At 60.5% G+C, this 26,038-nt stretch carries 26 protein-coding genes; 13 read left to right on the top strand and 13 right to left on the bottom strand.

Annotation, left to right across the window (positions count from 1 at the left end; all coding sequences use genetic code 11):
* Positions 1 to 42: 42 nt before the first annotated feature.
* The 8 genes from ACYYKW_RS19940 to ACYYKW_RS19905 all read right to left on the bottom strand — a co-directional run bounded on the left by ACYYKW_RS19940 (position 43) and on the right by ACYYKW_RS19905 (position 6,070).
* Positions 43 to 723 (bottom strand): C39 family peptidase, encoded by a 681-nt coding sequence (locus ACYYKW_RS19940; RefSeq protein ID WP_039760558.1) that lies wholly within the window; start codon positions 721 to 723, stop codon positions 43 to 45.
* Between the two features lie 65 nt (positions 724 to 788).
* Positions 789 to 1,787, bottom strand: coding sequence for a heme utilization protein (locus ACYYKW_RS19935; RefSeq protein WP_464990927.1), 999 nt, complete (start codon positions 1,785 to 1,787; stop codon positions 789 to 791).
* 68 nt (positions 1,788 to 1,855) lie between these two features.
* Complete coding sequence (locus tag ACYYKW_RS19930; protein WP_464990926.1) at positions 1,856 to 2,428, bottom strand: adhesin; 573 nt, start codon at positions 2,426 to 2,428, stop codon at positions 1,856 to 1,858.
* 1 nt (position 2,429) lies between these two features.
* On the bottom strand, positions 2,430 to 2,879 hold the full coding sequence (locus tag ACYYKW_RS19925; protein WP_090283642.1) for a hypothetical protein: 450 nt from the start codon (positions 2,877 to 2,879) through the stop codon (positions 2,430 to 2,432).
* A gap of 98 nt (positions 2,880 to 2,977) precedes the next feature.
* Positions 2,978 to 3,184 (bottom strand): hypothetical protein, encoded by a 207-nt coding sequence (locus ACYYKW_RS19920; RefSeq protein WP_464990925.1) that lies wholly within the window; start codon positions 3,182 to 3,184, stop codon positions 2,978 to 2,980.
* Between the two features lie 16 nt (positions 3,185 to 3,200).
* Positions 3,201 to 3,725 carry an AAA family ATPase gene (locus tag ACYYKW_RS19915; RefSeq protein WP_336355776.1) on the bottom strand — a complete coding sequence of 175 codons (525 nt, stop codon included), beginning with the start codon at positions 3,723 to 3,725 and terminating at the stop codon, positions 3,201 to 3,203.
* A complete protein-coding gene (gene pnuC, locus ACYYKW_RS19910) occupies positions 3,722 to 4,285 on the bottom strand; it encodes a nicotinamide riboside transporter PnuC (RefSeq protein ID WP_090283638.1) in 564 nt (187 codons plus the stop codon). The genes ACYYKW_RS19915 and pnuC overlap by 4 nt, the downstream gene beginning before the upstream one ends.
* Positions 4,286 to 4,435: 150 nt before the next feature.
* Entirely contained in the window at positions 4,436 to 6,070 is a 1,635-nt protein-coding gene (locus tag ACYYKW_RS19905; protein WP_464990924.1) for a methyl-accepting chemotaxis protein, read from the bottom strand.
* Positions 6,071 to 6,374: 304 nt separating this feature from the next.
* Between ACYYKW_RS19905 and ACYYKW_RS19900 the strand changes: the two genes are divergently transcribed.
* A complete protein-coding gene (locus ACYYKW_RS19900) occupies positions 6,375 to 7,205 on the top strand; it encodes an undecaprenyl-diphosphate phosphatase (protein WP_090283634.1) in 831 nt (276 codons plus the stop codon).
* Entirely contained in the window at positions 7,202 to 7,630 is a 429-nt protein-coding gene (locus tag ACYYKW_RS19895) for a DUF1294 domain-containing protein (protein ID WP_464990923.1), read from the top strand. Before ACYYKW_RS19900 ends, ACYYKW_RS19895 begins: the two co-directional genes overlap by 4 nt.
* A 116-nt stretch (positions 7,631 to 7,746) precedes the next feature.
* On the opposite strand, the gene ACYYKW_RS19890 is transcribed toward ACYYKW_RS19895, so the two are convergent.
* Positions 7,747 to 8,106, bottom strand: a complete 360-nt coding sequence (locus ACYYKW_RS19890) for an MmcQ/YjbR family DNA-binding protein (RefSeq protein WP_093101405.1) — start codon at positions 8,104 to 8,106, stop codon at positions 7,747 to 7,749.
* Positions 8,103 to 9,011, bottom strand: a complete 909-nt coding sequence (locus tag ACYYKW_RS19885; protein WP_464990941.1) for a LysR substrate-binding domain-containing protein — start codon at positions 9,009 to 9,011, stop codon at positions 8,103 to 8,105. Before ACYYKW_RS19885 ends, ACYYKW_RS19890 begins: the two co-directional genes overlap by 4 nt.
* 127 nt (positions 9,012 to 9,138) lie before the next feature.
* Between ACYYKW_RS19885 and ACYYKW_RS19880 the strand changes: the two genes are divergently transcribed.
* Together ACYYKW_RS19880 and ACYYKW_RS19875 are read left to right on the top strand one after the other, a co-directional pair.
* Positions 9,139 to 9,750 (top strand): FMN-dependent NADH-azoreductase, encoded by a 612-nt coding sequence (locus ACYYKW_RS19880; protein ID WP_464990922.1) that lies wholly within the window; start codon positions 9,139 to 9,141, stop codon positions 9,748 to 9,750.
* A 201-nt stretch (positions 9,751 to 9,951) separates the two neighbouring features.
* Complete coding sequence (locus ACYYKW_RS19875; protein ID WP_464990921.1) at positions 9,952 to 10,989, top strand: alpha/beta hydrolase family protein; 1,038 nt, start codon at positions 9,952 to 9,954, stop codon at positions 10,987 to 10,989.
* Positions 10,990 to 11,109: 120 nt separating this feature from the next.
* Here ACYYKW_RS19875 and ACYYKW_RS19870 read toward each other — a convergent pair whose 3' ends face one another.
* The 3 genes from ACYYKW_RS19870 to galE all read right to left on the bottom strand — a co-directional run bounded on the left by ACYYKW_RS19870 (position 11,110) and on the right by galE (position 15,871).
* Positions 11,110 to 12,297 carry an MFS transporter gene (locus ACYYKW_RS19870; protein WP_464990920.1) on the bottom strand — a complete coding sequence of 396 codons (1,188 nt, stop codon included), beginning with the start codon at positions 12,295 to 12,297 and terminating at the stop codon, positions 11,110 to 11,112.
* Between the two features lie 679 nt (positions 12,298 to 12,976).
* Positions 12,977 to 14,563: an ABC-F family ATPase gene (locus ACYYKW_RS19865; protein WP_090283621.1), complete on the bottom strand. Its 1,587-nt coding sequence runs from the start codon at positions 14,561 to 14,563 to the stop codon at positions 12,977 to 12,979.
* A 282-nt stretch (positions 14,564 to 14,845) separates the two neighbouring features.
* A complete protein-coding gene (gene galE / locus ACYYKW_RS19860; protein WP_464990919.1) occupies positions 14,846 to 15,871 on the bottom strand; it encodes a UDP-glucose 4-epimerase GalE in 1,026 nt (341 codons plus the stop codon).
* A 294-nt stretch (positions 15,872 to 16,165) separates the two neighbouring features.
* On the opposite strand from galE, the gene ACYYKW_RS19855 reads away from it, so the two are divergent.
* The 9 genes from ACYYKW_RS19855 to lpxO all read left to right on the top strand — a co-directional run bounded on the left by ACYYKW_RS19855 (position 16,166) and on the right by lpxO (position 25,884).
* Complete coding sequence (locus ACYYKW_RS19855) at positions 16,166 to 17,335, top strand: glycosyltransferase family 1 protein (protein WP_464990918.1); 1,170 nt, start codon at positions 16,166 to 16,168, stop codon at positions 17,333 to 17,335.
* A complete protein-coding gene (gene glf / locus ACYYKW_RS19850; RefSeq protein ID WP_464990917.1) occupies positions 17,323 to 18,513 on the top strand; it encodes a UDP-galactopyranose mutase in 1,191 nt (396 codons plus the stop codon). The genes ACYYKW_RS19855 and glf overlap by 13 nt, the downstream gene beginning before the upstream one ends.
* The gene (locus ACYYKW_RS19845; protein ID WP_464990916.1) at positions 18,513 to 19,688 is read left to right on the top strand and encodes a glycoside hydrolase family 1 protein; all 1,176 of its coding nucleotides are present in this window, start codon (positions 18,513 to 18,515) and stop codon (positions 19,686 to 19,688) included. Before glf ends, ACYYKW_RS19845 begins: the two co-directional genes overlap by 1 nt.
* A complete protein-coding gene (locus ACYYKW_RS19840; RefSeq protein WP_464990915.1) occupies positions 19,685 to 21,445 on the top strand; it encodes an ABC transporter ATP-binding protein in 1,761 nt (586 codons plus the stop codon). Before ACYYKW_RS19845 ends, ACYYKW_RS19840 begins: the two co-directional genes overlap by 4 nt.
* A gap of 263 nt (positions 21,446 to 21,708) precedes the next feature.
* On the top strand, positions 21,709 to 22,884 hold the full coding sequence (locus ACYYKW_RS19835; RefSeq protein ID WP_464990914.1) for a hypothetical protein: 1,176 nt from the start codon (positions 21,709 to 21,711) through the stop codon (positions 22,882 to 22,884).
* Complete coding sequence (locus ACYYKW_RS19830) at positions 22,881 to 23,606, top strand: DUF892 family protein (protein WP_093101423.1); 726 nt, start codon at positions 22,881 to 22,883, stop codon at positions 23,604 to 23,606. The genes ACYYKW_RS19835 and ACYYKW_RS19830 overlap by 4 nt, the downstream gene beginning before the upstream one ends.
* A gap of 66 nt (positions 23,607 to 23,672) precedes the next feature.
* Positions 23,673 to 24,134: a hypothetical protein gene (locus tag ACYYKW_RS19825; protein ID WP_464990942.1), complete on the top strand. Its 462-nt coding sequence runs from the start codon at positions 23,673 to 23,675 to the stop codon at positions 24,132 to 24,134.
* A 36-nt stretch (positions 24,135 to 24,170) separates the two neighbouring features.
* Positions 24,171 to 24,596, top strand: coding sequence for an HPF/RaiA family ribosome-associated protein (locus ACYYKW_RS19820; RefSeq protein WP_090283609.1), 426 nt, complete (start codon positions 24,171 to 24,173; stop codon positions 24,594 to 24,596).
* A 388-nt stretch (positions 24,597 to 24,984) separates the two neighbouring features.
* Positions 24,985 to 25,884, top strand: a complete 900-nt coding sequence (gene lpxO / locus ACYYKW_RS19815; RefSeq protein WP_464990913.1) for a lipid A hydroxylase LpxO — start codon at positions 24,985 to 24,987, stop codon at positions 25,882 to 25,884.
* The last annotated feature ends 154 nt before the right edge of the window (positions 25,885 to 26,038 follow it).

Genomic DNA, 26,038 nt, shown 5'->3' with positions numbered 1-26,038 from the left:
TGCTGCTCCCGGGACATCCAGTCCCATTCTCTAACTCGGCGATTAAAAGAAGTCGCTCTGAATGAACCCGAAATCCATCAATTCCGCATCTTTGACCGGGTTGAAGCCGTCCAGCGAATTTTTCGCCGTCAGCGGCACGGGAGGGCTGCGCAAGGCGTTGGCCTTGTCGTAACCGGGGCCGACGATGGCAAAGACAATGCCGTTCCAACCTTTGACAAAGTCATCATGCTTGTAGCGTTTGTGGCCGAGAACCGGGTCACCGATGTAGACCCAATCCTTGTCCGAACGCTGCAGCACGACGAAATGCTTGTAGCCGCGAATGTCCATCAGAACCACTACCGGAATGGTCACCGCTTCGAGTTTTTCGGGCGGGATCCGGTAACCACGGGCGCGCATGCCGATGCTTTCTACGTAGCGCTTCATGTCGAGCATGGAGAACCCTTGCGTACGCACAAGGTCCTGGTCAGCGTTGACCAGCATGCCTTTGATGATGTGCTCTTCATCGACGTCGAGCCAATAGGCCTGGCGCAATACCGTTGCCAGTGCAGCAGCGCCGCAACTGAAATCGGTTTTCTGTTCGACGATGTCGGCAAACTTGCGCTCACGAATGCTTTGTACGTCCTTGTAGACCAGTACGCCGCCAGGCAGGGCAGCGACGGGCATCTGCGCTGCCTGAGTCAGGCCACACAGACAAAGCAGAGCGAGGAGGGCAGGAGTCCGCATGATCGAATACGCCTTGTGGAACCTGGGAAAAAGCCCCGTTGCCGGGGCTTTCGTTTCGATCGCGATTACATGCAGGCTTTGCAACCTGCGGCGATGGACAGCGAGTTGCTTTGTTGGTTGCCGACACCGGCCGAGACGTTGGCTCCACCGTTGCCGGAGAAGTTGTTCATCGAGTTGGTCATGTTGGCATTGTTGACCACCGGAGTTTTCCAGCCATCTTTGGTCAATACTTGTTGGGTGGTGACACCAGCGAGGCCAAAACTGCCCACGGCTTCGAACTTGGCTTTCTGATCATCGTTACCGCCGTGGCCGCCGCCACGGTTACCCCAACCGCCATGGTTGTCGTCTTCGATGGTCGCAGTGCCTTTGGCCTTGAACGTGCCAGCGGCTGCATAGGTACCGGTAAGGGTGTCGGTTTTGTACGCCTGCACGCCTTTGTTGTCCACGACCAGGCCAGTGGAGGACTGGTTGGCAGCAGCGGCAGCAGTGGCTACGCGACCACCCGATACAGCGATCGCCAGGTTGTTTTTCTGCTGGTTGAAGTTGCCGGCGCTCACGTTGATGCCGATGTTGCCGGAACCATTGTTGCCGGCGTTGTTGAGCGTGGCGTTGTTGAACGTGGAGGAGTTTTTCACGTAGTTGTTGTTGTTGACCTGAGTCGCGCTCGAGGCTGCAACAGCGTTGCCGAAGATAAAGCTTTCGTCAGCGGTGGCCAGTGCAGCAGCGTTGTCCTGCTGGTTGCCGTCGCCAGCGGCCACGTTGGCGCCCATGTTGCCGTTGGAGCCGTTGAGCGAGTCGCTGGCGTTGGCATTGTTCAGCGTGCCCTGGTTTTTCACCACGTTGCCGTCGCTGTCTTGCGCGTCGAGTACAGCGGCGCCAGCGCCTGCGGTGATCTGCAGCAGTTGTTCAAGACTTGGACCTTGCTGGCCGTGACCGTTGCCGTGGCCATTGCCATGTCCGTTACCATGACCGTTGTTGTCATCACGGCCGCCTGCCTGTGCTGCGATTGCCATCACTGCTGCGAGTGCGAAAACCAGTGGTTTGAGAGCCATTGTAGGTTTCATGGTGTTTCTCCATCGTGCTTATTAGTTGGGTTAAGTGTCGTTACTTTTCCACTTGCACTTTGTATGGGTCAGTCTGCGACCCGGATGCTCAGGGTGTTGGCCATTCGGTTCCCCACCCCGGCACTCTGGTTCACCTGGATAACCCCGCGGCTGCCGGTGAAGGCCTGATCACTTGTCGTGACCTGGCGACTGCCGGGTGAGGTACCAGTTGCTCCTGAGCTTGGTAAAAACGCCACGTTCTGTTGCGAAAGGGCGCTGTCGTCAACGCTTTGCGGGGCAGCACTGATGCTGACGCGCGTGACGTTGGCCATCTGATTGTTGGCACCGGCGCCCTGGTTCACACCGAGGATGCCGTTGCCATTGCTGAAAGCGTGGCCGCCGATGTTGGCGCTCGCGTCGATGGCGCGGCTGGCAGGCGTGTCGATTTTCTGCATGACCTGGGTGGTCGCGTGGGATTCGGTGCCGATGGCGATCGCCTTGGTGTTGGCTTGCTGCATCTGGTCACCAGCGGCCTGGTTGACGTTGAAATTGCCGCGGTACTGCGCGCCGGAATCCTGAATGTTCGCGCGATTGACCGTATTTGAATCAGCCATGGCGCTGGTGCAGCCGAGCAGGGCGAGAAGCAGCAGGGTGCGATTCATCTCATTGGCCTCCGGCCATGCGGGTCAGAGGCGCCAGACCGGTGCTCATGGCACGGTTGACGGTATTGGAAATCGAGCCACCGGCACCGCCGCCACTGCCCACGCGCATGCCGGGCAGACCGTTCTGGTTGGTCAGTGTGTTCATGCCGGGCAGGTTGGAATTGGGCGTGGTGATGTTGCCGCGAATCGAGGAACCGCTAGCGACACTGGCGAAATCGCCATCGCTGAGTTCAGTGCTGTTGACGGTCTGATTGATGCGTGCCGAAGGGTTGGCGTTGACGGTGGTCGGGTAGGGGTCTTTGCCGCCATTGCGCCCGATCGGGATTGGCTGAACGTCGCGCTGCAGGACGATCACGCCATTGCCTTGGGCCTGCACGTTGAAACTGATCACTGCGCTGGCTGCCGATCCGATCAGCACAAGACAGGTCAATCCGGTTTTGAAAGTCCCCACGGCTGCAATTCCTTCTTTAACGGGCTGCCCTTGGTCAGCGTTGTGAAGGAGAGAGCGAAAGCTGTGCCGCTTTTGAGATCATCTTTGATTTCAGAGGGTTACAGAAATGTCTGGCTGCGTTGTGCGGCATCTGTTTCATCTTTGAAACAGGCGGGTTGCCGATGAACCGGCGACTTTCTGAGCAACGCTCTGGAACGGGGCTTGGTGCGGTGGTGTTTCAGCGCTGAAACAACTGGCATGACAAAGCTGTGAACCGTGTTGAGACTGGCCTTCTGCGTGAGGAAAGGTGTTTCAGCAATGGACACTTGGCCCGCGTTCGGGTCATTCAGCCAGCAAACGCGCAACGGCAGCGAAGGCCTGTGCCTGGCGCTCGGCCCAGTTGCCGGCAATGACTTGCAGCGGTTGGTGATGCTGCTCCAGCCACTGTCGAGTCGCCTGATAGAAGGCCTGTCGCTCGACGAGATCCGGTTGGCAGCGCTGACCATCGTCGGTCCAGTCGACCTGTTCCGGTGACAGCAACAGGTGCAGGTCGTAATGCCGCGTCAGCAGTTCCTGCTCCAGCCACGCCGGGCAGGCGCCGAACAGCGTTTGGCTCCAGAGCATATTGCTCAGCAGGTGGGTGTCGAGAATCAGCAGCTCAGGCCGCTGCGACCGCGCTTGATCTTCCCATTGCAACTGGCCGCGAGCGATTTCGGGGATGTCCGCCAGACAGGTGTCGCGGGGATTGAGTTCGATAAAGCGGCGCACGAATTCATCCACGCGCAAACCGCCAAAGCGCTGTTGCAGGCCCGCCGCCAGCCAGCTCTTGCCGCTGGATTCCGGGCCGGTCAACACCACCACTTTCATGTGCGCAGCGCCGGGTCGGCGCGCCATTCACGGAAGCCTTGCACGGCCAGCAAGGTAAACAGCCCGTACAACGCGGCGGTCAGGTAAAGGCCCTTGTAGATGAACAACCCGACGAAAATCACATCCAGCACAAACCACAGCGCCCAGCATTGCAGACGCTTTTGCGCCATCCACAACTGCGCGACCAGGCTGAAACCGGTGAGCGCCGCGTCGAGCCATGGTTGCGCAGCGTCGGTCCAGTGCGCCATCGCCGCGCCGAGCAGCAGACTGCCGAGCGCGCCGACGCCAAGGCCAAGGGCGACGGCGCGCGCATCCAGCCGCGTCACCGCACGCCCGTCGTGCATCGTCCCGGCGCGGGTCCATTGCCACCAGCCGTAGAGTTGCAGCGCGGCGTAGATCACCTGCAGCAACATGTCCGAATACAGCTTCACCTCAAAGAAGATCCAGCTGTATAGCAACACCATGACCAGCCCGATCGGCCAGCACCACGGATTCTGTTTGACCGTCAGCCAGACGGCGATCACACCGAGGGCGGCGGCAAACAGTTCGAGCCCGGACATTGAAGATCCTTGGGGGGAATGAAGAAAGGGGCGGATTTTACACAAAAACATGTAGGAGTGAGCCTGCTCGCGATAGCGGTGTGTCAGCGAAACTCACATTGTCTGACACACCGCTATCGCGAGCAGGCTCACTCCTACAAAGGAAGGTGACTAGACGCGAAACTGCCGCAGCAACCCGTTGAGCTGTTCGCTCAGTTGCCCAAGCCGCAAACTCGCCGCACTCGACTGCTCCGCCGCCAACGCCGTGCTGTGCGAAAGCCCCGCCGCCTGCGTCACGTTCTGATTGATGTCTTCAACCACATGCGCCTGCTGCAACGTCGCGCTGGCAATCGAGGCGTTCAGGCCATTGAGATTGCGCAGGGCCTGGCCGATCGCGTTGAGGCTGGCGCCGGCAAGCCCCGCCTGTTCGATGGTCAGTTGCGAGGCCTTGCTGCTGTCGCCGATGACCTTCACGGCGGCCTCGGAATGGTTCTGCAAGCGCTCGATCATCGACTGGATTTCCGCCGTCGATTTCTGCGTACGCTGCGCCAGCAAGCGCACTTCGTCCGCGACCACGGCAAACCCGCGACCTTGCTCGCCGGCCCGCGCGGCTTCGATGGCGGCGTTGAGCGCGAGCAGGTTAGTCTGCTCGGCAATCGAGCGGATCACTTCCAGCACGCTGCCAATCTGCGTGCTTTCGGCGGCCAGCGTGCGAATCACTTCCACCGCTTGATCGATGGTGCCGGACAGCCTGTCGATCTGTTGCAGGCTGCCGTCGATGTTGATCTGGCCCTGTTGCGCCTGCGCCTCGGCATCACGCATTTCGGCGGCGGCGTGCTCGGCGTTTTTCGCCACATCCTGCACGCCATAGGTCACTTCGTTGATTGCCGTGGCCACCAGTTCCATCTGCTGCGACTGCTGCTGGCTGCGTTGTTGCGCCTGCGAAGCGTCGTTGCCCAGCTCGCTGGAGGATTGGCCGAGGGCGCTGGCCGAGACCTGCAAGTCGCCGATCACCCGACGCAATTTGGCGGTAAACGCGTTGAAGTGGTGGGCCAGTTCGGTGACTTCGTCCTTGCCGTGGGTATCGAGGCTGCGGGTCAGGTCGCTTTCGCCGCTGGCGATATTGGCCATGGCGTTGACGGTTTCCTGCAGCGGCCGGACGATGCTGCGCGCGATCAGGATCACCAGCAGCGCCATGATCAGCGCGATGGCCAGGCCGATCACCGAGGCTTTCAGCATCTGCCCCTGGAATTCGGCCTGCACGTCATCGACATACACGCCGGAGCCGATCACCCAGCCCCACGGCTCGAACAGTTTGACGTAGGAGGTTTTGGCCACCGGGTCGGTGGCGCCGGGTTTCGGCCAGCGATAGTTGACCATGCCAGCGCCTTTGGCCTTGGCGATGGCGACCATTTCATTGAACACCGCAAAACCGTCAGGGTCGCGGATTGCCGAAAGGTTCTGGCCTTCAAGCTTGGGATTGGTCGGGTGCATGACCATCACGGGCGTGAGGTCGTTGATCCAGAAGTAATCGCTCTGGTCGTAGCGCAAGCCGCGAATCGCCGTCAGCGCCTGTTGCTGCGCGGCTTCCGTGGTCAAGGTGCCGGCGGTCTGCAGGCCATGGTAATAGGTCAGCAGGCCGCTGGCGGTCTGCACCACATGCTGGGTTTTCTGGGCCTTGGCGTGATAGAGGTCGTCATGGATCTGCTTGAGCATCAGCACGCCCAAGGTCAGCAACATGACCACCGCCACAATCAAGATGAGCCACAAGCGTCGGCTGATCGACACACTGCGCAAGCTGTTCATAACGCTGTCACTCCGGATTCTTGTTCTTGTAATGATCGACCGCCAGCATCCAGCCACGATTGCGCGGGTGGGCATACGCGACCCAAGTCGTATAACGCGGCAGCGCTATTAGGGCTTGTCTGTTAGGATTTCGGCCCCGCGCGTGAAAACCTGAATCCATTTTGAAATTTCACGGAATTTTTACCGTTTCGTGTGGATTCTGTGCGCGCGGAATCGGTACAGCCATAAACAGCTACGCTGATCGCAGTGAACGTAAAAAAATACTATCGGAGCATGCCGCTGCGCATCGCTCTTTGGGGGATTGATGGATCTTTGGACGGCCTTGCAGGCACTGATACTAGGAGTTGTAGAGGGGCTGACGGAGTTTTTGCCCATTTCCAGTACGGGACACCAGATCATCGTTGCCGACTTGCTCGATTTCGGCGGTGAGCGGGCCATGGCGTTCAACATTATTATTCAGCTCGGCGCGATTCTCGCGGTGGTCTGGGAGTTTCGCCGCAAGATTCTCGACGTGGTCATCGGTCTGCCGACCCAGCCAAGCGCACGGCGCTTCACCGCCAACCTGCTGATCGCCTTCCTGCCGGCGGTGGTGCTGGGCGTGATTTTTGCCGACCTGATCCACGAATATCTGTTCAACCCGATCACGGTCGCGGCCGCGCTGGTGGTGGGCGGGGTGATCATGTTGTGGGCGGAGAAGCGTCAGCACGAGGTGCACGCCGAAACGGTCGACGAGATCACCTGGAAGGACGCGCTGAAAGTCGGTTTCGCCCAGTGCCTGGCGATGATCCCCGGCACCTCGCGCTCCGGCTCGACGATCATTGGCGGCCTGTTGTTCGGCCTGTCGCGCAAGACCGCTACAGAGTTTTCGTTCTTTCTGGCGATGCCAACCATGGTCGGCGCGGCGGTCTACTCGGGTTACAAATATCGCGAGCTGTTTGTGCCGGCGGATTTCCCAGTGTTCGCCATCGGTTTCGTCACCGCGTTCATCTTCGCCATGATCGCCGTGCGCGGCCTGCTCAAGTTCATCGCCAGCCACAGTTACGCGGCGTTTGCCTGGTACCGGATCGTGTTCGGCCTGGTGATTCTGGCGACCTGGCAGTTCGGCTGGGTCGACTGGGCGGCGGCCAAGCCATGAATGACTCCCGCGCGCGCCGCGCCGAAGCTCGGCCTTCGGGCGGCGCGATTCAACATCTGAAATTCAAACTGCTGGTGCTGCTGGTGGTTTGCGCGCTGCCGCTGTTCGGTTCCGTGTCGATGTGGCTGCGCGGGATTTCTCTGGTGCCGCTGGCAGCGTACGGGATTGTCAGTGTGCTGGCGTTCTTCATGTACTGGGCCGACAAGCGCAAGGCCCGCGCCGATGCCTGGCGCACCCCGGAAAACATCCTCCACGCCGTGGAACTGGCCGGTGGCTGGCCGGGTGCATTGATCGCCCAGCAAGTGTTCCGGCACAAGACGCGCAAGGTGTCGTTTCAGGTTCTGTTCTGGGTGATCGTCGTACTGCATCAGGTATTCTGGATCGACCAGCTGTTCCTCGGCTCGAACCTGCTGACACTGTCTTAAGACCACCTCCGCCCCCTGTAGGCCTTCGCCTGCCCGCGATAGCGGTGTGTCAGCCGCTACATCTTAAACAGGTAAACCGCAATCGCGAGCAGGCGAAGGCCTACAGGGGACCGCGTTTATAGCAACAGACCGATTTGGGTCTTTTTCGGCAATTTGCCCACCACCAGCTGATGCGAGCGCTGCAACAGCCCCTGCAACTCCTCGGCGCCCAGCGGGTAGGGTGGGTGCATGATGATCCACTGCGCCCGCGCCAGATACGGCGCCGGGTGAATGCCCGGGCGGTCGCAATGGCCGAGGAACAGATCCTTGTCGACCTTGAAGGCTAATGAGTCGCCGCGCAGTCCCTGCAAGGCAAACATCTTGTTGCCGGCAATCGAAAACACCCGAACGCCGCCCCACTTGTAATCTTCCCGAGCGCCCGGCAATGCCAGGCAGAACTCCGCCACTTGGGCTTCGTTCATTTTTCCCTTGCTCATAACGGTCGCTCCCCACAGGCATTGAACGATTCGACCAGATGATCGATCCACGCGCGCACCGCCGGCATCACCCCGCGCCGATGCGGATACACCGCTTGCAGCCAGCCGCCGGGCAATGACCACTCCGGCAGCATCTGCACCAGCGTGCCGTTGCGCAGCTCTTCTTCGCAATACATCATCGGCAACAAGGTGAAACCCTGGCCGGCCAGCACGCAGGCTTTGCGCACAATAAAGTCATCGATGCCCAGGCGTGCTTCCATGTTCAGCTCGAAACTCTTGCCCTGGGCGTCGAGCAAGCGCACATGGACCAGTCGATCGGCCTCAAGCGCGCCGAGCACCGGCAGGTTCTTCAGGTCCTGCGGATGATTGACCGAGTGGCTCGCGACAAACGTCGGGCTGGCGACAACGACCATCTGCGCCTGACGCAGACGCCGGGTGACCAGCAGCGGATCTTCATCTCCGTGTTCGCGCACACGCAGCGCCACATCGAAACCTTCGCCGACCAGGTCAACGCGGCGATTGAGCAGCACCACCTCCAGTTGCACCTGCGGAAATTTGCCGAGAAATTCGCTGATCACCCACGGCAGCATCTCCCGCGCCAGTCCGGTCGGGCAGGAGACCCGCAAGCGCCCGCGCGGCTCGCTGGACATGCTCGCCACGGCCTCATCCGCCATTTCCGCTTCCAGCAACATCGCCTGACAATGGCGCAAGTAGCGCTCGCCCACCGCCGTCAGGTTGAGCTGGCGGGTGGTGCGTTGCAGCAGACGCGCGCCGAGTCGATCTTCCAGTTCGGCGATGCGCCGTGACAGCCGCGATTTGGGAATGCCCAGCAAACGCCCGGCTGCGGCGAACCCGCCAGCCTCGACAACTTTGGCGAAATAGTAGAGATCGTTGAGGTCTTGCATTCGAGTCATCCGACTGTTCTATCAATAGGACAAACTATCGCATTGCAGGCGGCTAATCATCCATTGGTTTCTTGCGTAGGATTGTCTCCATTCCGTCGCCACTGGCGATCACTTAAGGAGCATCCACATGAAACTGCTGCATATCGATTCGAGCATTCTGGGCGACAACTCGGCATCCCGTCAGCTGAGCAGCCAGGTCGTCAAAGCCTGGCAGGCCGCTGAGCCGAGCGCCGTGGTGACTTACCGTGATCTGGCGGCTGACGCGATCAGCCACTTTTCTTCGACTACCTTGGTCGCCGCTGGCACCACCGCTGAACTGCGTGACGCCGCGCAACAGCACGAAGCCGAATTGAGCGCCAGCACCCTGGCCGAGTTCATCGCTGCCGACGCCGTAGTGATCGCCGCGCCGATGTACAACTTCACCGTGCCGACCCAACTCAAGGCGTGGATCGACCGCGTTGCCGTCGCCGGCCAGACCTTCCGTTACACCGAAGCCGGCCCTGAAGGCCTGTGCGGTGGTAAGAAAGTGGTGATCGTTTCCACCTCCGGCGGCATCCATGCCGGTCAGGCCAGCGGCATCGCTCACGAAGAATACCTGAAGCTGGTGTTGGGCTTCCTCGGCATCACCGACATCGAAATCGTTCGCGCTGAAGGTCTGGCTTACGGCGAAGAAGTGCGCAACAACGCCATGACCGCAGCCCAGGCGAAGGTCAGCGAGCAACTGTTCGCCGCCGCGTAAGGCTTGCGTAAAGAACAGCTGAGGTTCAGGCAGTACTCAAAAAACTCTGTATTCTGGTTCCGCAAGGGGCGAATACGGAGTTTTTTGTTTCTGGCTGTTACATAATCTGGCCCGGGTTATGCAGTTGATCGCTCAGCGTTCGCGCGCCGATCCACGCAGGCAGCGAATCACAGGATTCAGTCAAAACAGGGTGGGGCATCCATGGTGCGTCTTTGTGCAGTGTTACTGATAGGCCTGCTGGTCAGCCTCGATTCAGTGCAGGCTGCGCCCGGACGACACCCCGTGTGGAGCGTCGGCTACCACGAAATGACCTTTCTCGATCCCCTCGATCTGCAACCGATGCGCGCGATTGCGTTCTACCCGTCCAGCGACCGCGAACACCAGAGCCTGCTCGAGGGCTATTCGGTCGAGGCGGGTGAAGACACCAAAGTCGCCATCGGCCGTTTTCCGATGCTGATGCTCTCGCACGGCAATACCGGCACACCGCTGGCCTTGCACGATCTCGCGACCTCGCTGGCGCGCAAGGGGTTTGTGGTGGTCGCGGTGATTCACCCAGGCGATAACTCCAAGGACCACAGCCGACTGGGCACGTTGAGCAATCTGTACGGGCGGCCGATCCAGATTTCCCAAGCGATCACCGCGACACTCGGCGACGGCATGCTCGCGCCTTATGTGAATGCCGAACAGGTCGGCGTGATCGGTTATTCGGCGGGCGGCGAGACCGCGTTGATTCTCTCCGGCGCGCAACCGGATCTGGATCGCCTGCGGCGCTATTGCCAGGAACGCCCGGATGACCACGACGCCTGTAACACTCAGGGTGAATTGATCGTCGATCGCGATGATCTGCAACCGGTGCCCGATCCGCGCGTCCACGCCTTGCTGCTGATGGCGCCGCTGAGCCTGAAGTTCGGCCGGCACACCTTGGCCGATGTGCACGTGCCGGTGCTGCTCTACAGCGGCGACGGCGACAAACTGGTGGCTTTCGACAAGAACGCCGCCGCACTGGCGCGCAAACTGCCGACCGCGCCGGACTTCAAATTATTGGCCGGGGCAGGGCATTTCGTGTTCCTGGCGCCGTGCAATGAAGAGCAGATCCGCGCGATGCCAGCGCTGTGCACCGATGCCGATGGTGTCGACCGCGAAGACATCCACCGCAACCTGATCTCCGAGGCCGGCCGCTTCTTCTCCCATGCGCTGGGCAAACCGACACGGGCGGGGATGCAGACGGCCGATCAATAAACGTCGCAGATCCCTTGTAGGAGTGAGCCTGCTCGCGATAGCGGAGTGTCAGTCGACATCTTCTTACCTGATACACCGCTATCGCGAGCAGGCGAAGGCCTACAGGGGACCGCGGCGGGATCAGGTTGTCGCCCGGCGCTTGAGCAGCAACGTCAGCCCCAAGCCGATCACCGACAACATCGCAGCACTGAAGAATATCCACCCATAGCCAAGATTCAACGCCACCGCGCCCATCAACGGCCCGGCGATTGCCAGCGCAAGATCGAAGAACACCGCATATGCGCCCAGCCCCGATCCACGGCTGGAACTCGGGACCTGCTTGATCGCCTCGACGCCCAGCGCCGGGTACACCAGCGACAGGCCAAATCCCGCCAGCCCGGCGCCGATCAAGGCGAACGCGGTGGACGGCGCCAGCCACAGCAACACCAGGCCCAGGGTTTCAACGCTCATGCAGGCGATGGCCGAGGTGAAGCCGCCAAAGCGCGCGATCGCCGAAATGAACAGCAGCCGCGACAGGATGAAACACACGCCGAACACCGTCAGGCAGTACGCTGCGCCGGTCCAGCCACGATCCAGGTAATACAGCGTGATGAAGGTGGTCAGCGTGCCATAACCGATCGAGGCCAGGGTCAGGCTGGTGCCATAAGGTGCGATTCGCCCGAACACCGCCCAGAACGGCAGGCGCTCGCCGCGAATCACTGGCACCGAAGGTTTGTTGCGAATCAGCAGCAACGCGCCCGCTGCCAGCGCTGCGAGCGCAATGCCGAGGCTGGTGAAACCGTAATCGGCGACCATCACCACACCCAACGGCGCGCCAATGGCGATGGCGCCGTACGAGGCGATGCCGTTCCAGCCGATGGATTTCGCCGTGTGCTCAACGCCGACCGCGCCCATGCACCAACTGATCGTGCCCACACCGATCAAGCCTTGCGCCACGCCAAGCAGCAAGCGGCCGATGATCAGAATGATCAGGCTGGTCAGGGCAAAATCCTGCAGCAACGTCGAAAGCAGCGTCAGCACACCACTCAGGACAATGCCCCACAAACCGTAAATGATCGCCCGCTTGGTTCCGAGAGTATCCGACATGCGCCCGGCCATCGGCCGGCTGAGCAGGGTGGCCAGGTACTGCGAACCAATTACCAGCCCGGCAATTACCGCACTGAAACCCAGTTGCTCGTGCACGTAACCGGGCAACACCGCAATCGGCAGGCCGATGCAGAGGAAGGCAATGAAGGTATAGAAGACGATGGAGACGATCTTCAGCGTGATCGCCAGGGAGCTTTGCGGGGGTTGAGGCTGTGCAGACATGAGAACTCGATCGCGGGCGGCGGTGGGAGCGTTGCCGTCATCATGGCGCGGGCATGGATGAAAAGAAAGCAGGCTAACGACTTCGCCGATGAGTGCGGTGATGCTGAGGCCGCCTTCGCGAGCAGGCTCGCTCCCACAGGATTTTGGGTGTGATCACAAATTAGTGGTGACACCGCACCCCTTGTAGGAGTGAGCCTGCTCGCGAATGCGCTGTATCAGGCGACGGCGATGTGACTGGTCTGGCGCCATCGCGAGCAGGCTCGCTCCCACAGGATTTTGGGTGTGATCACAAGTTAGTGGTGACACCGCCCCCCTGTAGGAGTGAGCCCGCTCGCGAATGCGCTGTATCAGGCGACGGCAATGTGACTGGTCTGGCGCCATCGCGAGCAGGCTCACTCCCATTGGATTTTGGGTGTAATCACAAGTTAGTGGTGACACCGCCCCCCTGTAGGAGTGAGCCTGCTCGCGATTGCGCCGTATCAGGCGACGGCGATGTGACTGGTCTGGCGCCATCGCGAGCAGGCTCGCTCCCACAGAAGAACGCGTTCCCAATGTGGCAGCGAGCCTGCTCGCGAAGGTCCCCGCATCAACTGATCACTCGGCTCAAAATGCAAAAAGCCCCGTCACCAAGGACAGGGCTTTTAACTTGCAGCTTGCAGCTAATAACTCACAGCTGCGTTTAAAAAACGACGCCCTGACTACGCAGGTAGTCATCATAGGTGCCGCTGAAATCCGTCACGCCATCCGGGCTCAGCTCGATGATGCGTGTGGCCAGCGACGAGACGAACTCGCGGTCGTGGCTGACGAAGATCAGCGTGCCCGGGTAGTTTTCCAGCGCCAGGTTCAGCGCTTCGATTGATTCCATGTCGAGGTGGTTGGTCGGTTCGTCCATGATCAGCACGTTCGGCTTTTGCAGGATCAGCTTGCCGAACAGCATGCGGCCTTGCTCACCACCGGAAATGACCTTGACCGACTTGAGGATCTCGTCGTTGGAGAACAGCATCCGGCCCAAAGTACCGCGAATCATCTGCTCGCCCTGCGTCCACTGACCCATCCAGTCGAACAGGGTCACGTCGTCTTCGAAATCGTGCGCGTGGTCCTGAGCGTAGTAGCCCAGTTCCGCGGCGTCGGTCCACTTGACGGTACCGGCATCCGGGGTCAGCTCGTTGACCAGGGTGCGCAGCAGGGTGGTTTTACCGATACCGTTCGGGCCGATGATCGCCACGCGCTCGCCGGCTTCAACCTGGAAGCTGAAATCCTTGAACAACGGCTTGCCGTCGAAACCCTTGGCCATCTTCTCGACCATGACTGCCTGACGGTGCAGCTTCTTGTTCTGTTCGAAACGAATGAACGGGCTGACGCGGCTCGAAGGCTTGACCTCGGCCAGCTGGATCTTGTCGATCGCCTTGGCGCGGGAGGTCGCCTGCTTGGCTTTCGAGGCGTTGGCCGAGAAGCGGCTGACGAACGATTGCAGCTCGGAAATCTGCGCTTTCTTCTTGGCGTTGTCCGACAGCAGTTGCTCGCGGGACTGGGTCGCCACGGTCATGTACTCGTCGTAGTTGCCCGGGAACAGACGCAGCTCGCCGTAATCCAGGTCAGCCATGTGCGTGCACACGCTGTTCAGGAAGTGCCGGTCGTGGGAGATGATGATCATCAGGCTGTTGCGCTGGGTGAGGATGTTTTCCAGCCAGCGAATGGTGTTGATGTCCAGGTGGTTGGTCGGTTCGTCGAGCAACAGCACTTCCGGATCGGAGAACAGCGCCTGCGCCAGCAATACGCGCAGTTTCCAGCCTGGCGAAACTTCGCTCATCGGGCCGAAATGCTGTTCCAGCGGAATGCCCAGACCCAGCAGCAGTTCACCGGCACGGGATTCGGCGGTGTAGCCGTCCATCTCGGCGAACTCGGTTTCCAGCTCGGCGACGGCCATGCCATCTTCTTCGGTCATTTCCGCCATCGAATAGATGCGGTCGCGCTCGGCCTTGACCTTCCACAGCTCTTCGTGGCCCATGATCACGGTGTCGATCACGGTGAATTCTTCGTAAGCGAACTGATCCTGGCGCAGCTTGCCCAGACGCACGTTCGGTTCGAGCATGACCTGACCGCCGGACGGGTCGAGGTCGCCGCCGAGGATTTTCATGAAGGTCGACTTGCCGCAACCGTTGGCGCCAATCAGACCGTAGCGATTGCCCGCGCCGAACTTGACCGAAACGTTTTCGAAGAGCGGCTTGGCGCCGAACTGCATCGTGATGTTAGCTGTGGAGATCAATTACCTTACCTATCAATGGTTTGGAGCGGGTCATGTGTGCCTGATACCGACTTGATACCAACCTGGAGCTTTGCCGGCTCCGCCCGATCCGAGCTTGAGTTGCGCCAACGCGCATGCTTCGCCAGCAACCATTGGCCGGTGTGGCCAGGCTGCTGAGCGATGCATGCGGGGGTCATATGTTGGACATTGCGCGCATTGTCGCATAATCAACAAGGCAGTTGTATGGCGACGCGACCAGCCAACGCACATTGCTGTGATCTGCTTTGGCGGGTGCTGCAGGTTTCAATTGGCCTCTCTGATCCACTCGGTTTCAAGTTGACTGCATTGCCATCGCCACGCATCGGTCAGCATGTCTTGCAATGAACGACTGGCCCGCCAGCCCAGTTCGTCAGCGGCTTTTTGCGGATCGGCCCAGCAACAGGTGACATCGCCCGGCCGCCGGGCCTTGAACTGCAGCGCAATCGGTACGCCGCTGACCTGTTCGAAAGACTTGACCAGCTCCAGCACCGAGTAACCTCGTCCGGTGCCCAGGTTCCAGATGTTCACGCCGCTGCGCTCGCGTAATGCGTCGAGCGCGCAAAGGTGTCCCTGCGCCAGGTCGACGATATGAATGTAATCGCGCACCCCGGTGCCATCCGCTGTCGGGTAATCGTTGCCGAACACCGAGAGGTATTCACGTTGCCCGCTGGCAACTTGAAGCAGAAAGGGCAGGAGATTGTTCGGCATGTTCAGCGGCGCCTCGCCCAGCAAGCCGGAAGGGTGTGCACCGATCGGGTTGAAGTAGCGCAGCAGGCCTATCGACCAGCGCGGGTCGGAGCTGGCAACACTCTGCATGATGTTTTCGGCCATCAGCTTCGACATGCCATAAGGATTGGTCGGCTGCCCGGTGGCGCAGGATTCGTTGATCGGCATCGTGCAGCAGTCGCCATACACCGTGGCCGATGAGCTGAACACCAAGGTGAAAACCCCGGCCTGCGCCATCGCCTGACACAGGGTCAGGCTGCCGCCGACATTGTTGTCGTAGTAACGCAACGGCTCGTGCACGCTTTCGCCGACCGCTTTCAACCCGGCGCAATGCACCACGGCATCGATCGGATAGTCGCGCAGCAGCGTGTCGAGCAAACGCCGATTGCGCACATCGCCCTGAATGAATCCCGGTCGTCGCCCGGCCAGCGTGCTGATGCGCTCGATCGCCGAGCGCTGGCTGTTGCACAGATTGTCCAGAATCAGCACGTCCTCGTTCCTGGCCAGCAATTCCAGCGCGACATGCGCACCGATGTAGCCCGCACCACCCGTTATCAGAATCATGCGCCCGCCCTCGATCATCTTGGTTTTTCGATGGCATCCGCGGCGCTCGCAGCGATGCCTGTTGAAAGGTAGGGAGCTTTTTTTGAGCGGAGTTCAAGCCGGTTTGCCAGCCGGTATGTGCAGTTCATCGGCTGCGATTATTGTTCGTGTGAACGCCTCGTGAACGCCACGTTTCCAACGATCAAGAGCCGTACGGACTCATCGAGAGAAGCCGGACACCTGCTGTTTCACGGGTGTTACGGCCCGATGGCTCGATCCTGAGTCGTCTTTCCTTCTCTTGAAAAGGACCGTGCCATGAACCTTGCCGAACAACCCGGACAGTCGCCGATTCTGAATGCGCAAAAGCTCGTCGAGCTGGCGACGCAAACCCGCCCCACGCTGGTGTGCCTGTCGCATTTGCGCTGGGGTTTTGTTTTTCAGCGGCCGCAGCATGTGATGTCGCGTCTGGCACAGCACTACGATGTGATTTTTTTTGAAGAGCCAGTGGTCTCCGCTGGCGAGAGTCCCTGGCTGGAAACCTCGACGCCCGCCGCAGGCATACAAGTGGCGGTTCCGCATGTGCCCGAAGGCCTCGACCACGACGCCGTGGTGTCGGCGCAACGCACCTTGCTCGACCAACTGCTTGCCGGGCGTGAGCAGGGCGATCTGCTGCTCTGGTATTTCACCCCGATGAGCCTGGCGTTTACCGATCACCTCGATGCGCAAGTCACGATCTACGACTGCATGGATGAGCTGTCGGCGTTCATGGGCGCGCCGGCGCAATTGATCGACATGGAGTGCTTGCTGATGGGCCGGGCAGACGTGGTCTTCACCGGCGGCGTCAGTCTGTGGGAGGTCAAGCAGCGCCAGCATGGCAATGCTTATCCGGTGCCGAGCAGCGTCGATATCGCACACTTCGCAGTGGCGCGGCAGGATGTGCCGGAGCCAGCGGATCAGGCCTTGATCGCACGGCCACGCCTGGGTTTTTTTGGTGTCATCGATGAGCGCTTCGATATCAACCTGATCGACCAGGTTGCGCAGCAACGTGCCGATTGGCAAATCGTGCTGGTCGGGCCGGTGGTCAAGATCGATCCGCAGACCCTGCCACGTCGGCCGAACATTCATTATCTGGGGGCGAAGCAATACGCCGAACTACCTGCCTATCTCAGCGGTTGGGACGTGGCGCTGATGCCGTTCGCCCTCAACGCTTCCACTCGTTTTATCAGCCCGACCAAGACCCCGGAATATCTCGCTGGCGGCTGTCCGGTGGTATCGACGCCGATCCACGATGTGATCAGCGGCTACGGGGAGAGCGGGGCGGTGTTCATTGCCGATACGGCCGGGGCGTTCATCGAAGCGATCGAGCGCGCGCTGCCGCTCAAAGGCACCGATGAATTTGTACAACGCGCCGACGCCGCTATCGCGGGCATGTCGTGGGACAACACTTGCCGCTTCATGAAGGAGCAGATCGAATGCCTCAGATAACCCTTGAAGCGGCCAGATCCGGCCCATCCAGTCAGAACGACAGTGGGGTCTATGACTATTTGATCGTCGGCGCCGGGTTTGCCGGCAGTGTCATCGCCGAACGCTTGGCCGAAGGCCTCGGCCGCCACGTGCTGCTGATCGATCGGCGCGACCATATCGCCGGCAATGCCTACGACCATTACGATGCCGCGGGCGTATTGGTGCACCGCTACGGTCCGCACATTTTTCACACCAACGCGCAGCGCATCGTCGATTACCTGTCGCGTTTTACCGAGTGGCGTCCTTACGAGCACCGAGTGCTGGCCAGGGTTGACGGCCAGTTGGTGCCGATCCCGATCAACCTGAGTACGCTCAATGCGCTCTACGGTTTGTCGATGAACTCGGTCGAGGCGGAACAGTTTCTGGCCGAGCGCGCCGAACCGGTGGCGACGATTCGCACCTCCGAAGACGTGGTGGTCAACCAGATCGGCCGTGAGTTGTATGAAAAATTCTTTCGCGGCTACACGCGAAAACAGTGGGGGCTCGATCCATCGGCGCTGGACAAATCGGTCACCTCGCGGGTGCCGACGCGCACCAACGAGGACGACCGCTACTTCACCGACACTTTCCAGATCATGCCGCTGCACGGTTACACGCAAATGTTCGAGCGGATGCTCGATCACCCGCGAATCGATCTGTTGCTGAGCACGGACTTCAAGCACGTGCGCGATGTGGTGAAGTACCGGCATGTCATTTACTGCGGGCCGATCGATGAGTACTTCGACTTTCAGTTGGGGCGTTTGCCGTACCGCTCCTTGCGCTTCGAGCATCAGACGCTGGAGCAGGAGCGCTATCAACCGGTCGCCGTGGTGAATTTCCCCGACCCCGAGGTGCCGTACACGCGGATCACCGAGTACAAGCATCTCACCGGCCAGACGCACCCGAGCACCAGCATCAGCTATGAGTTTCCCTGTGACGACGGCGACCCGTATTACCCGGTGCCACGCCCGGAAAACGCCGAGCTGTACAAACGCTATCGGGCGCTCGCCGAGCAAACCCCGAACGTGACGTTTCTTGGGCGGCTGGGCACTTACAAGTACTACAACATGGACCAGGTCGTCGGGCAGGCGTTGGCGTTGTATCGCGATATCGAAGCGCAAAGCCAGACGCTACCCGATGAGGCGAGGCTGGATGCCTGATGACCGCGCAGCCGAAGGGTGACGGACTCGAGCCCGCTGCGCTGTTCGACAGCTTTGTGATGGCCGGTTACGAATGTTCCAGTCAGCGCCGCCGCGATGGTCGACGGCTGGATCTGCTCGGCAGCACCGGCCACGCGCAGTGGGCAGACAAGGACTATCGGCAACTGGCCGATCTGCGCATCCGCTGCGCACGGGACGGGTTGCGCTGGCATCTGATCGAAAGCAGCCCCGGCCGATATGACTGGGGCAGTTTTCTGCCGATGCTCAAAGCGGCGCAAGGCGCGCAACTGCAAGTGGTCTGGGACTTGTGCCATTACGGCTATCCGGATGATCTGGATATCTGGCAGCCGGCGTTTGTCGAGCGCTTCGCCCGTTTTGCTGGTGCCGCGGCGCGACTGATGAGCGATGAAGGGGTCAGCGTGCCGTTCTATTCGCCGATCAACGAAATCTCTTTCTGGAGTTGGGCCGGCGGTGATGTCGGCTATTTCAACCCCGGTGCTCACGGGCGCGGGCAAGAGCTCAAACATCAGTTGGTTCGAGCGAGCATCGCGGCGATCGAGGCGATTCGCGAACAGGCGCCGGCCGCGCGTTTCGTCCAGTGCGACCCGTTGATCAACGTCATCTCCGGCTCGCGGCGCAGCGACGAGCTGGAAAACGCCGAGCGATATCGCCTGGCGCAGTTCGAAGCCTGGGACTTGCTGGCCGGGCGGAAATGGCCTGGACTGGGCGGGCAGGAACATTACCTGGACATCATCGGTGCGAACTTTTACCCGCATAACCAATGGTATTTTCAAGGTGCGCGAATCCACCGCGGTGAACGCGATTACCGGCCGCTGGCCGGCATGCTCAAAGAACTGCATCAGCGTTATCAGCGACCGCTGCTGATCTCGGAAACCGGGGCGGAGGACACCGAGCGCGTGCCGTGGCTGCGCTATATCGTCGAGCAGGTGCAAATCGCGCTCGCACGTGGCGTGCCGGTGCAGGGCATTTGCTGGTACCCGTTTCTCGATTACCCCGGCTGGGATGATGACCGTTACTGTCCGACCGGAGTTTTCGGCTATCCCGATGGCGAGGGCCAGCGTGCGGGTTTTCATCCGTTGTGTGTTGAGCTTGTGCAAGTGCCCGAGCGCATCGGCGAGCAGCTGCATCTGGCTGACAAGCGGTGGCCGCGATGAATTTTCAGCATTTGCGTCATGAGCCATTGCCGGCCTCGGCGAGTGCGTTCTTGTGGCGTTATGTCAGGGTGCGGCCATTTCACTTCAGCACCATGTTGGCGCTGGTGATCGGTGCTGCGTGCTGCGCGGTGGCGGTGCAGTACGGCATGAAACTGCTGGTCGATGCGATGGCCGGTGAGTCACAGGCCGGGCAAGTGTGGCGCGCGTTCAGCCTGTTCATTGCATTGATCGTGCTGGAAAACGTGTTGTGGCGACTCGGCGGCTGGGTCGGCTGCTACACCGTGGTCGGCAGTTGTGCGGATCTGCGTGTGGATCTGTTTCATCACCTGACCGGCCACCCGATGCGCTATTTCAAACGGCACTTCAGCGGCTCGCTGGCCAACCGGGTGGCGGCGGCCGGTGGCGCCGCCGATGTCGTCTACGGCGGTATGGCGTGGCGCATCGTGCCGCCCTGCGTGGATTTCCTCGGCGCGGTGGTGGTGCTGTTTTCGGTGCGCGATTCCATGGCGCTGGCGTTGATCGTCTGCGTGTTGCTGGTGGCGGCGTTGCTGACGATGGTCGGGGTGCGCGGCCGGCACCGGCATATCGCGTTCGCCTCGCAGTCGGCGCGGGTCGGCGGCGAGATCGTCGATCTGGTCGCCAATGTCTGGACCATCAAGGCGTTTTCCGGACGCGAGCGTGAGCGTCAGCGGCTGGAGCGCGAGATCGGCATCGAGGCCGCTGCCCATCGACGCAGCTGGATCTATCTGGAAAAGGCCCGTGTGCTGCACGATGTCTGCCTGTCGATCATGGCCGGAGCGATGTTGGGCTGGGCCATCCTGTTGTGGCGGCAGGGCGAAGTCACGGCGGGCGATGTGGTGATGGTCAGCGCGCTGACCTTTCGCATTCTTCACGGTTCGCGGGATCTGGCACTGGCGCTGGTCGATGCCAGCCAGCAAATGGGCGTGATTGCCGAAACCCTGAGCATCATCGCGCAACCCCACGAACTCAGCGACACGCCGGAGGAACTGGCACCGACGCGCGGCGGCATCAAACTGCTCGACGTCAGCTATGCCTATCCGGACGGTTGTCAGGTGTTCAAGCACCTGTTTCTGGAAATACCGCCGGGGCAGAGTGTTGGCATCGCCGGCACCTCGGGTTCCGGCAAATCGACGTTGCTCAGCCTGTTGCAGCGTCTGGATGACGTGCAAAGCGGTGTGATCCTCATCGATGATCGGGACATCCGTTCGGTCAGCCAGGACAGCCTGCGCCGGCAGATCGCCGTCGTGCCGCAAGAGCCTGCGTTGTTCAATCGCAGCATTCTGGAAAACATTGGCTACGGCCAGCCCCACGCCACCGAGGAGCAAATCATCGACGCCGCCCGGCAGGCGTTCTGCGATGAGTTCGTGCAGGCCTTACCCGAGGGTTACCACACGCTGGTCGGAGAACGCGGCGTCACGCTTTCCGGCGGCCAGCGTCAGCGCCTGGGGCTGGCGCGCGCGTTTCTCAAGAACGCGCCGATCCTGATTCTGGACGAGGCGACCTCGGCGCTGGATTCCGATTCCGAAGCGATTATCCAGCGCGCGTTAGCCAACCTGATGCGTGGCAGAACGGTGCTCGCCGTGGCGCACCGGCTCTCGACCATTGCCGGCTTCGACCGCGTGCTGGTGCTGGAACAAGGCGAGATCGTGCAAGACGGCCCGCCGGATGAATTGCGCCTGCGCCAGGGGCGATTTCGCACGCTCTGGCAGATGCAGGCGATGCTGCATGAGCGTTGAGCATTGTGCGGGTTTTGCCAGCCTCGCTGCGCTTGATGTCTGAGCGCGGTACTGCGCCGCTCATCGGGTTTCAGCGCAAGTAAATCGATGTTTTTCCTCGCTCTTATGGTCATCTCCATGAGACCGCAAGCCTTTCAATACGGCCGTTGCGCTGTAGGACGCCATCCATCGGAACACAGGAATGGGCGCATGACTGGCGCAGTCGATTTTTCATAGCGTGCCTCGCGAGGCGTTGCGTGTTGACTGATTGAGGAGAGCAACAGATGACAAAAATTGACAACCTGCTGGACAACAAAGGCACGCCGTTGGACAAGCAGACGTTCACCTGGCGCGAGCTGGCCGGCAAACCGATCAGCAAGCTTGATGACGACGCGTTTACCCGTGTACGGGTGATTTTGATGAATGGGGTGGAGTCCGACGCGCTGCGACTCAAGCATTTCGGCGCGCGCTTTCACAAGGAACTGCAACTGCCGCTCGCACAGATTCGCCGCGCCGAGCAGCACCAGATGACTTCGATCAACTGGCTGCTCTCGGCGGATCATTCGCCACTGGAAACCACGGTGGCCTATGAGCAGGTGGCGATCGAGGTCACCGCTGCCGTCGCGCAGAACGAGCCCGATCCGTATCAGGCGCAGACCTACCGGTTTGGCCTGCTCGAAGACTTCGATCATTTGTATCGCTACGCCGCCATGCTCGATCGGCTCGAAGGCAAGGACGCCAACAACATCCTCCAGGGCTACACCGATCTGGTGCCCGGTCGGCCGACCAGCCAGCATCACCGCGCCCCTGGTGACGACCTGCGCGACAACTACGAAAAAGACAACGCCGCGCTGATCACCAAGATCCACGCGGCGCTGATCACCGGCGCCGAATATCAGACCCACGATTACTACATGAACATCGGCCCGCTGTTTGCCGATCCGGTAGCCCGCGCCCTGTATGCTGAGATCGCCTCGGTCGAAGAACAGCACGTCACCCAGTACGGCTCGTTGCAGGATCCTGCCGAAACGTTCATGGAGAAGTGGCTGGTCCACGAAGCGATGGAGGTCTACACCTACGCCAGTTGCGCCGAGCAGGAAGAGAACCCACGCCTCAAAGCGCTGTGGGAGCGCTACGTCGACTACGAGCTGGGGCACCTCAACCTGGCCTGCGAACTGTTCAAGAAGTACGAACGACGCGACCCCGCCGAAGTGCTCGCCGGACCATTGCCACGGATGATCGAGTTCAAGAGCCAGCGTGATTTCGTCCGCGAAACCCTGTCGCGGGAAGTCGACCTGCGCGCGCATGGCATCGACTACGTGCCCAAGGAGCGCGAAGCACGACCTTCCCTTGATTACCGCGCGCAACTCAACAGCGAGGGAGTGCCCGCCAACATCGCCTCGGCCGGCTACACCTTCAAACCGGGCACGGAACTCAACGAAGTGGGAGAACAGCAATGAGCGAACCTCAAGTCACCATCGGCACCAATCGCACCGGCATTCAGACCTCGCCGCAGGACACCGCTCGCCAATTGGAGGCGACTCGTATGTTCCCGGCCGATGTCCCGGGCGACATGAGCGACTACACCGCTGAACGTGAACGGGCGATTCGCGAGGCAGACCTGATCGGCTCGGTGCCGGCACCGGGCACCACCAAAGGCATGCTCAAGACCGCGCTGGACAAAACCATCGGCAAGGCCCCGGAAGTGCTGATCGACAAACTTGGCGAACGCCTGGCCTTCGAACGCACCGGCGTGCGCCTGTATGAGGCAATGGTCGCCAAGGCCACCTCGGCGCCCGGTGCCGATCCGGCGCTGGTCGACACGTTGCGGCAGATCCAGGCTGAAGAACTCGAACACATGAACATCGTGCGCGAAGCCATCGAAACCCTCGGCGGCGACCCCACCGCCATGACGCCGTGCGCGGACGTGGCCGGCGTCAAGGCGATGGGCGTGTTGCAAGTGCTGACCGACCCACGCACCACGGTGTCGCAGTCGATGAGTGCGATCCTGACCATCGAACTTGAAGACAACGCCGCCTGGGAATTGCTGATCGAGCTGGCGCAGAAGGGCGGTCATCCGCTGATTGCCAAACGCTTCAAACATGCGCTGGAGCAAGAAGAAACCCACTTGGCTACGGTCCGCGAGTTCATCCGCAAAGACCTGCTCGAGCAAGTGAGCTGAGCGAAGTGCAATGCGTGGTTTACCTCGTTTGCCGATGTAAACCACCGACCCGAGAAGGACACTATCGTGAGTGAGACCGATCTTGAAATGGAACTGAAAGCGTGGCGTCTGTTGCTGGAGGACGACGCTTATCGGCTGGATTTTCCCGAGGATTATCACCACACGCTGATCCAGCGTGCCGACGAATTGCTGCTGCACGAATGGATCACTCGGGACGACTGGCAGCTACTGAAGAACGCTGCTGACCAAGCCCGGGAATTTACCCTCGAGAGCCTTGCGCGCGAACAGCGCGATTGCCTGAAAACCTCGTTGCTGCAGTTCCCGAGGGGGCACGAAAAGCGACAGCTTGAGCAACCGCCGCACGCGGCAGCTACCCATGGGAGCGTCATCATGACTGAAGAAAAGAACGATCAACCCGACGAACCGAACAACCAACCGAACGACACCGTGCCGGCGCATTCCACCGAGCAGGAGCGCGAACGCTTGAAGGACTTCAACAAGGACGGCATCCCCCCGGGGAACTGCTGACTGCCCTCAAGCCCAGAGCACGCGGAGTATTTCACCATGCAAGTACAAGTAGACAGCAACCATATCGAAGGCAGCGCCGAACTGCAGGAGTGGGTGGGCAGTACGGTGGTCGATGAGCTGGACCGCTATACCTCGTTTCTGACCCGTCTCGAGATTCATGTCGGCGACGTCAATGCGCAGAAGGCCGGCGCGCAAGACAAACGCTGCCAGATCGAAGCGCACCCCAAAGGGCACAGTTCGCTGTCGGCCAGCCACCATGCCGAGAGTCTGGAACTGGCCGTCGCCGGCGCGGCGAAAAAAATCGCCCATGCGCTGGAGCATCTGGTGGGGCGCTTGTCACCGCGCGTCGAGTCGACCGGACGCCTCACGGCGCCGCCGGTCCGGGAGGATTCGCCAGCGGAAATCGACGCCATGCTCGAAGACGAGTTTCTCGCCAAACAAGCTGATCTGGAGAAGGAGTAAGGAGTGTCGTCACGGCCCGGATTCAACCGTTTACTCACGAGACACTGAACACCTTGCGTTCGATGCCGACCGAAACCGGGGCGGCGGCGGTTTATCGTTATTGATCAGTCAATCCGAGCGCCGGCGATGGACTGCTGGCGCCATCATGTAGTTTTCAATGAAGGCGCGATGCCGGCGTTATCGGTGCGTTGCGCCGCGCATGACAGTTTTTCACAGATGAAGGTTCACAGTCGGTTACAAACTGTGGCTAAAATGCCACCTTTCACCGACGCCGGATGGCGGCGTGGGCTCAAGGACGTGCCACTTTGTATTCAGACCGCTGCACAAGACGCAGGGCCTTCGGCCACCCGGCGCGCAGTTTGTTCACTTCTGACGTGTGACGATTTCCGTGAAACTCATCATTGCTGCTATCTATGTCGTTTCGATTGCCTACGTTCACCTGCGTGGGCGTGTGCGGCACAAGCTCGGTCGACAACTGAGCGACCACTCGACGTTTCTCGCGCCGATCAATTGCTTCCTCTATCTGTTTTCGAAAAAGCCGAACCAGCCTTATCTCGACCCGAGCGAGTTTCCCGACCTGAGCCCGTTGCAGGCTCACTGGGAGGAGATTCGCGAAGAAGGTCAGAATCTGTTGCGTGCCGGTGAGATCAAACGCTCGAACCAGTACGATGACGTGGGTTTCAACTCGTTCTTCAAAAGCGGCTGGAAGCGTTTCTATCTGAAGTGGTACGGCGAGAGCCATCCTTCGGCGATGAAACTCTGCCCGCGCACTACCGAACTGGTGCAGAGCATCGGCTCGATCAAGGCGGCGATGTTTGCCGAACTGCCACCGGGTTCGAAACTGGTGCGTCATCGCGATCCGTATGCCGGTTCGTACCGCTATCACTTGGGCCTGGATACGCCGAACGATGCCGGTTGCTACATCAACGTTGACGGTGAGAGCTATCACTGGCGCGATGGCGAGGCGGTGATGTTCGACGAGACGTTTATTCATTACGCGGAAAACACCACTGACCAGAACCGCATCATTCTGTTCTGTGACATTGAGCGGCCGATGAAGTATCGCTGGGCGGGGGCGTTCAATAGCTGGTTCAGTCGTACGGTGATGTCGGCGGCGGGTGCGCCGAATGATGCGGGGGATCGTACGGGTGGCATTAACCGTTTGTTTGCGCGGATCTACAAGATTCGGTTGCGGGGCAAGGAGTTGAAGAAGCGTAACCGTACGCGTTATTACCTGGAGAAGTGGGCGATTTTTGCTGGGTTGTTGGCGATCTTCATTCTGATCTGATCACGGGCTGGTTTTTGCTGGGTACATATCCGTTGCTGCGGTAACGGCGGCTTAGGGTTTCGCCCTTACGGCGAGTCACCTTTTTCAAACGCCAAAAAGGTAACCCAAAACGCTTGCTCCTGCGTTCGGCCCTCGCAGGCTCGGGTCCCTTCGC

The sequence above is a fragment of the Pseudomonas sp. 15C genome (assembly GCF_055484735.1).
The sequence above is the reverse complement of the archived record's forward strand: the minus strand, read 5'-3'. Positions and strand labels throughout refer to the sequence as shown.

Bases quoted from the DNA above. Each gene is read 5' to 3' on its own strand.
- ACYYKW_RS19940 (WP_039760558.1), bottom strand. From the start codon at position 723: ATGCGGACTCCTGCCCTCCTCGCTCTGCTTTGTCTGTGTGGCCTGACT.
- ACYYKW_RS19935 (WP_464990927.1), bottom strand. From the start codon at position 1,787: ATGAAACCTACAATGGCTCTCAAACCACTGGTTTTCGCACTCGCAGCA.
- ACYYKW_RS19930 (WP_464990926.1), bottom strand. From the start codon at position 2,428: ATGAATCGCACCCTGCTGCTTCTCGCCCTGCTCGGCTGCACCAGCGCC.
- ACYYKW_RS19915 (WP_336355776.1), bottom strand. From the start codon at position 3,725: ATGAAAGTGGTGGTGTTGACCGGCCCGGAATCCAGCGGCAAGAGCTGG.
- pnuC (WP_090283638.1), bottom strand. From the start codon at position 4,285: ATGTCCGGGCTCGAACTGTTTGCCGCCGCCCTCGGTGTGATCGCCGTC.
- ACYYKW_RS19905 (WP_464990924.1), bottom strand. From the start codon at position 6,070: ATGAACAGCTTGCGCAGTGTGTCGATCAGCCGACGCTTGTGGCTCATC.
- ACYYKW_RS19900 (WP_090283634.1), top strand. From the start codon at position 6,375: ATGGATCTTTGGACGGCCTTGCAGGCACTGATACTAGGAGTTGTAGAG.
- ACYYKW_RS19895 (WP_464990923.1), top strand. From the start codon at position 7,202: ATGAATGACTCCCGCGCGCGCCGCGCCGAAGCTCGGCCTTCGGGCGGC.
- ACYYKW_RS19890 (WP_093101405.1), bottom strand. From the start codon at position 8,106: ATGAGCAAGGGAAAAATGAACGAAGCCCAAGTGGCGGAGTTCTGCCTG.
- ACYYKW_RS19885 (WP_464990941.1), bottom strand. From the start codon at position 9,011: ATGCAAGACCTCAACGATCTCTACTATTTCGCCAAAGTTGTCGAGGCT.
- ACYYKW_RS19880 (WP_464990922.1), top strand. From the start codon at position 9,139: ATGAAACTGCTGCATATCGATTCGAGCATTCTGGGCGACAACTCGGCA.
- ACYYKW_RS19875 (WP_464990921.1), top strand. From the start codon at position 9,952: ATGGTGCGTCTTTGTGCAGTGTTACTGATAGGCCTGCTGGTCAGCCTC.
- ACYYKW_RS19870 (WP_464990920.1), bottom strand. From the start codon at position 12,297: ATGTCTGCACAGCCTCAACCCCCGCAAAGCTCCCTGGCGATCACGCTG.
- galE (WP_464990919.1), bottom strand. From the start codon at position 15,871: ATGATTCTGATAACGGGTGGTGCGGGCTACATCGGTGCGCATGTCGCG.
- ACYYKW_RS19855 (WP_464990918.1), top strand. From the start codon at position 16,166: ATGAACCTTGCCGAACAACCCGGACAGTCGCCGATTCTGAATGCGCAA.
- glf (WP_464990917.1), top strand. From the start codon at position 17,323: ATGCCTCAGATAACCCTTGAAGCGGCCAGATCCGGCCCATCCAGTCAG.
- ACYYKW_RS19845 (WP_464990916.1), top strand. From the start codon at position 18,513: ATGACCGCGCAGCCGAAGGGTGACGGACTCGAGCCCGCTGCGCTGTTC.
- ACYYKW_RS19840 (WP_464990915.1), top strand. From the start codon at position 19,685: ATGAATTTTCAGCATTTGCGTCATGAGCCATTGCCGGCCTCGGCGAGT.
- ACYYKW_RS19835 (WP_464990914.1), top strand. From the start codon at position 21,709: ATGACAAAAATTGACAACCTGCTGGACAACAAAGGCACGCCGTTGGAC.
- ACYYKW_RS19830 (WP_093101423.1), top strand. From the start codon at position 22,881: ATGAGCGAACCTCAAGTCACCATCGGCACCAATCGCACCGGCATTCAG.
- ACYYKW_RS19820 (WP_090283609.1), top strand. From the start codon at position 24,171: ATGCAAGTACAAGTAGACAGCAACCATATCGAAGGCAGCGCCGAACTG.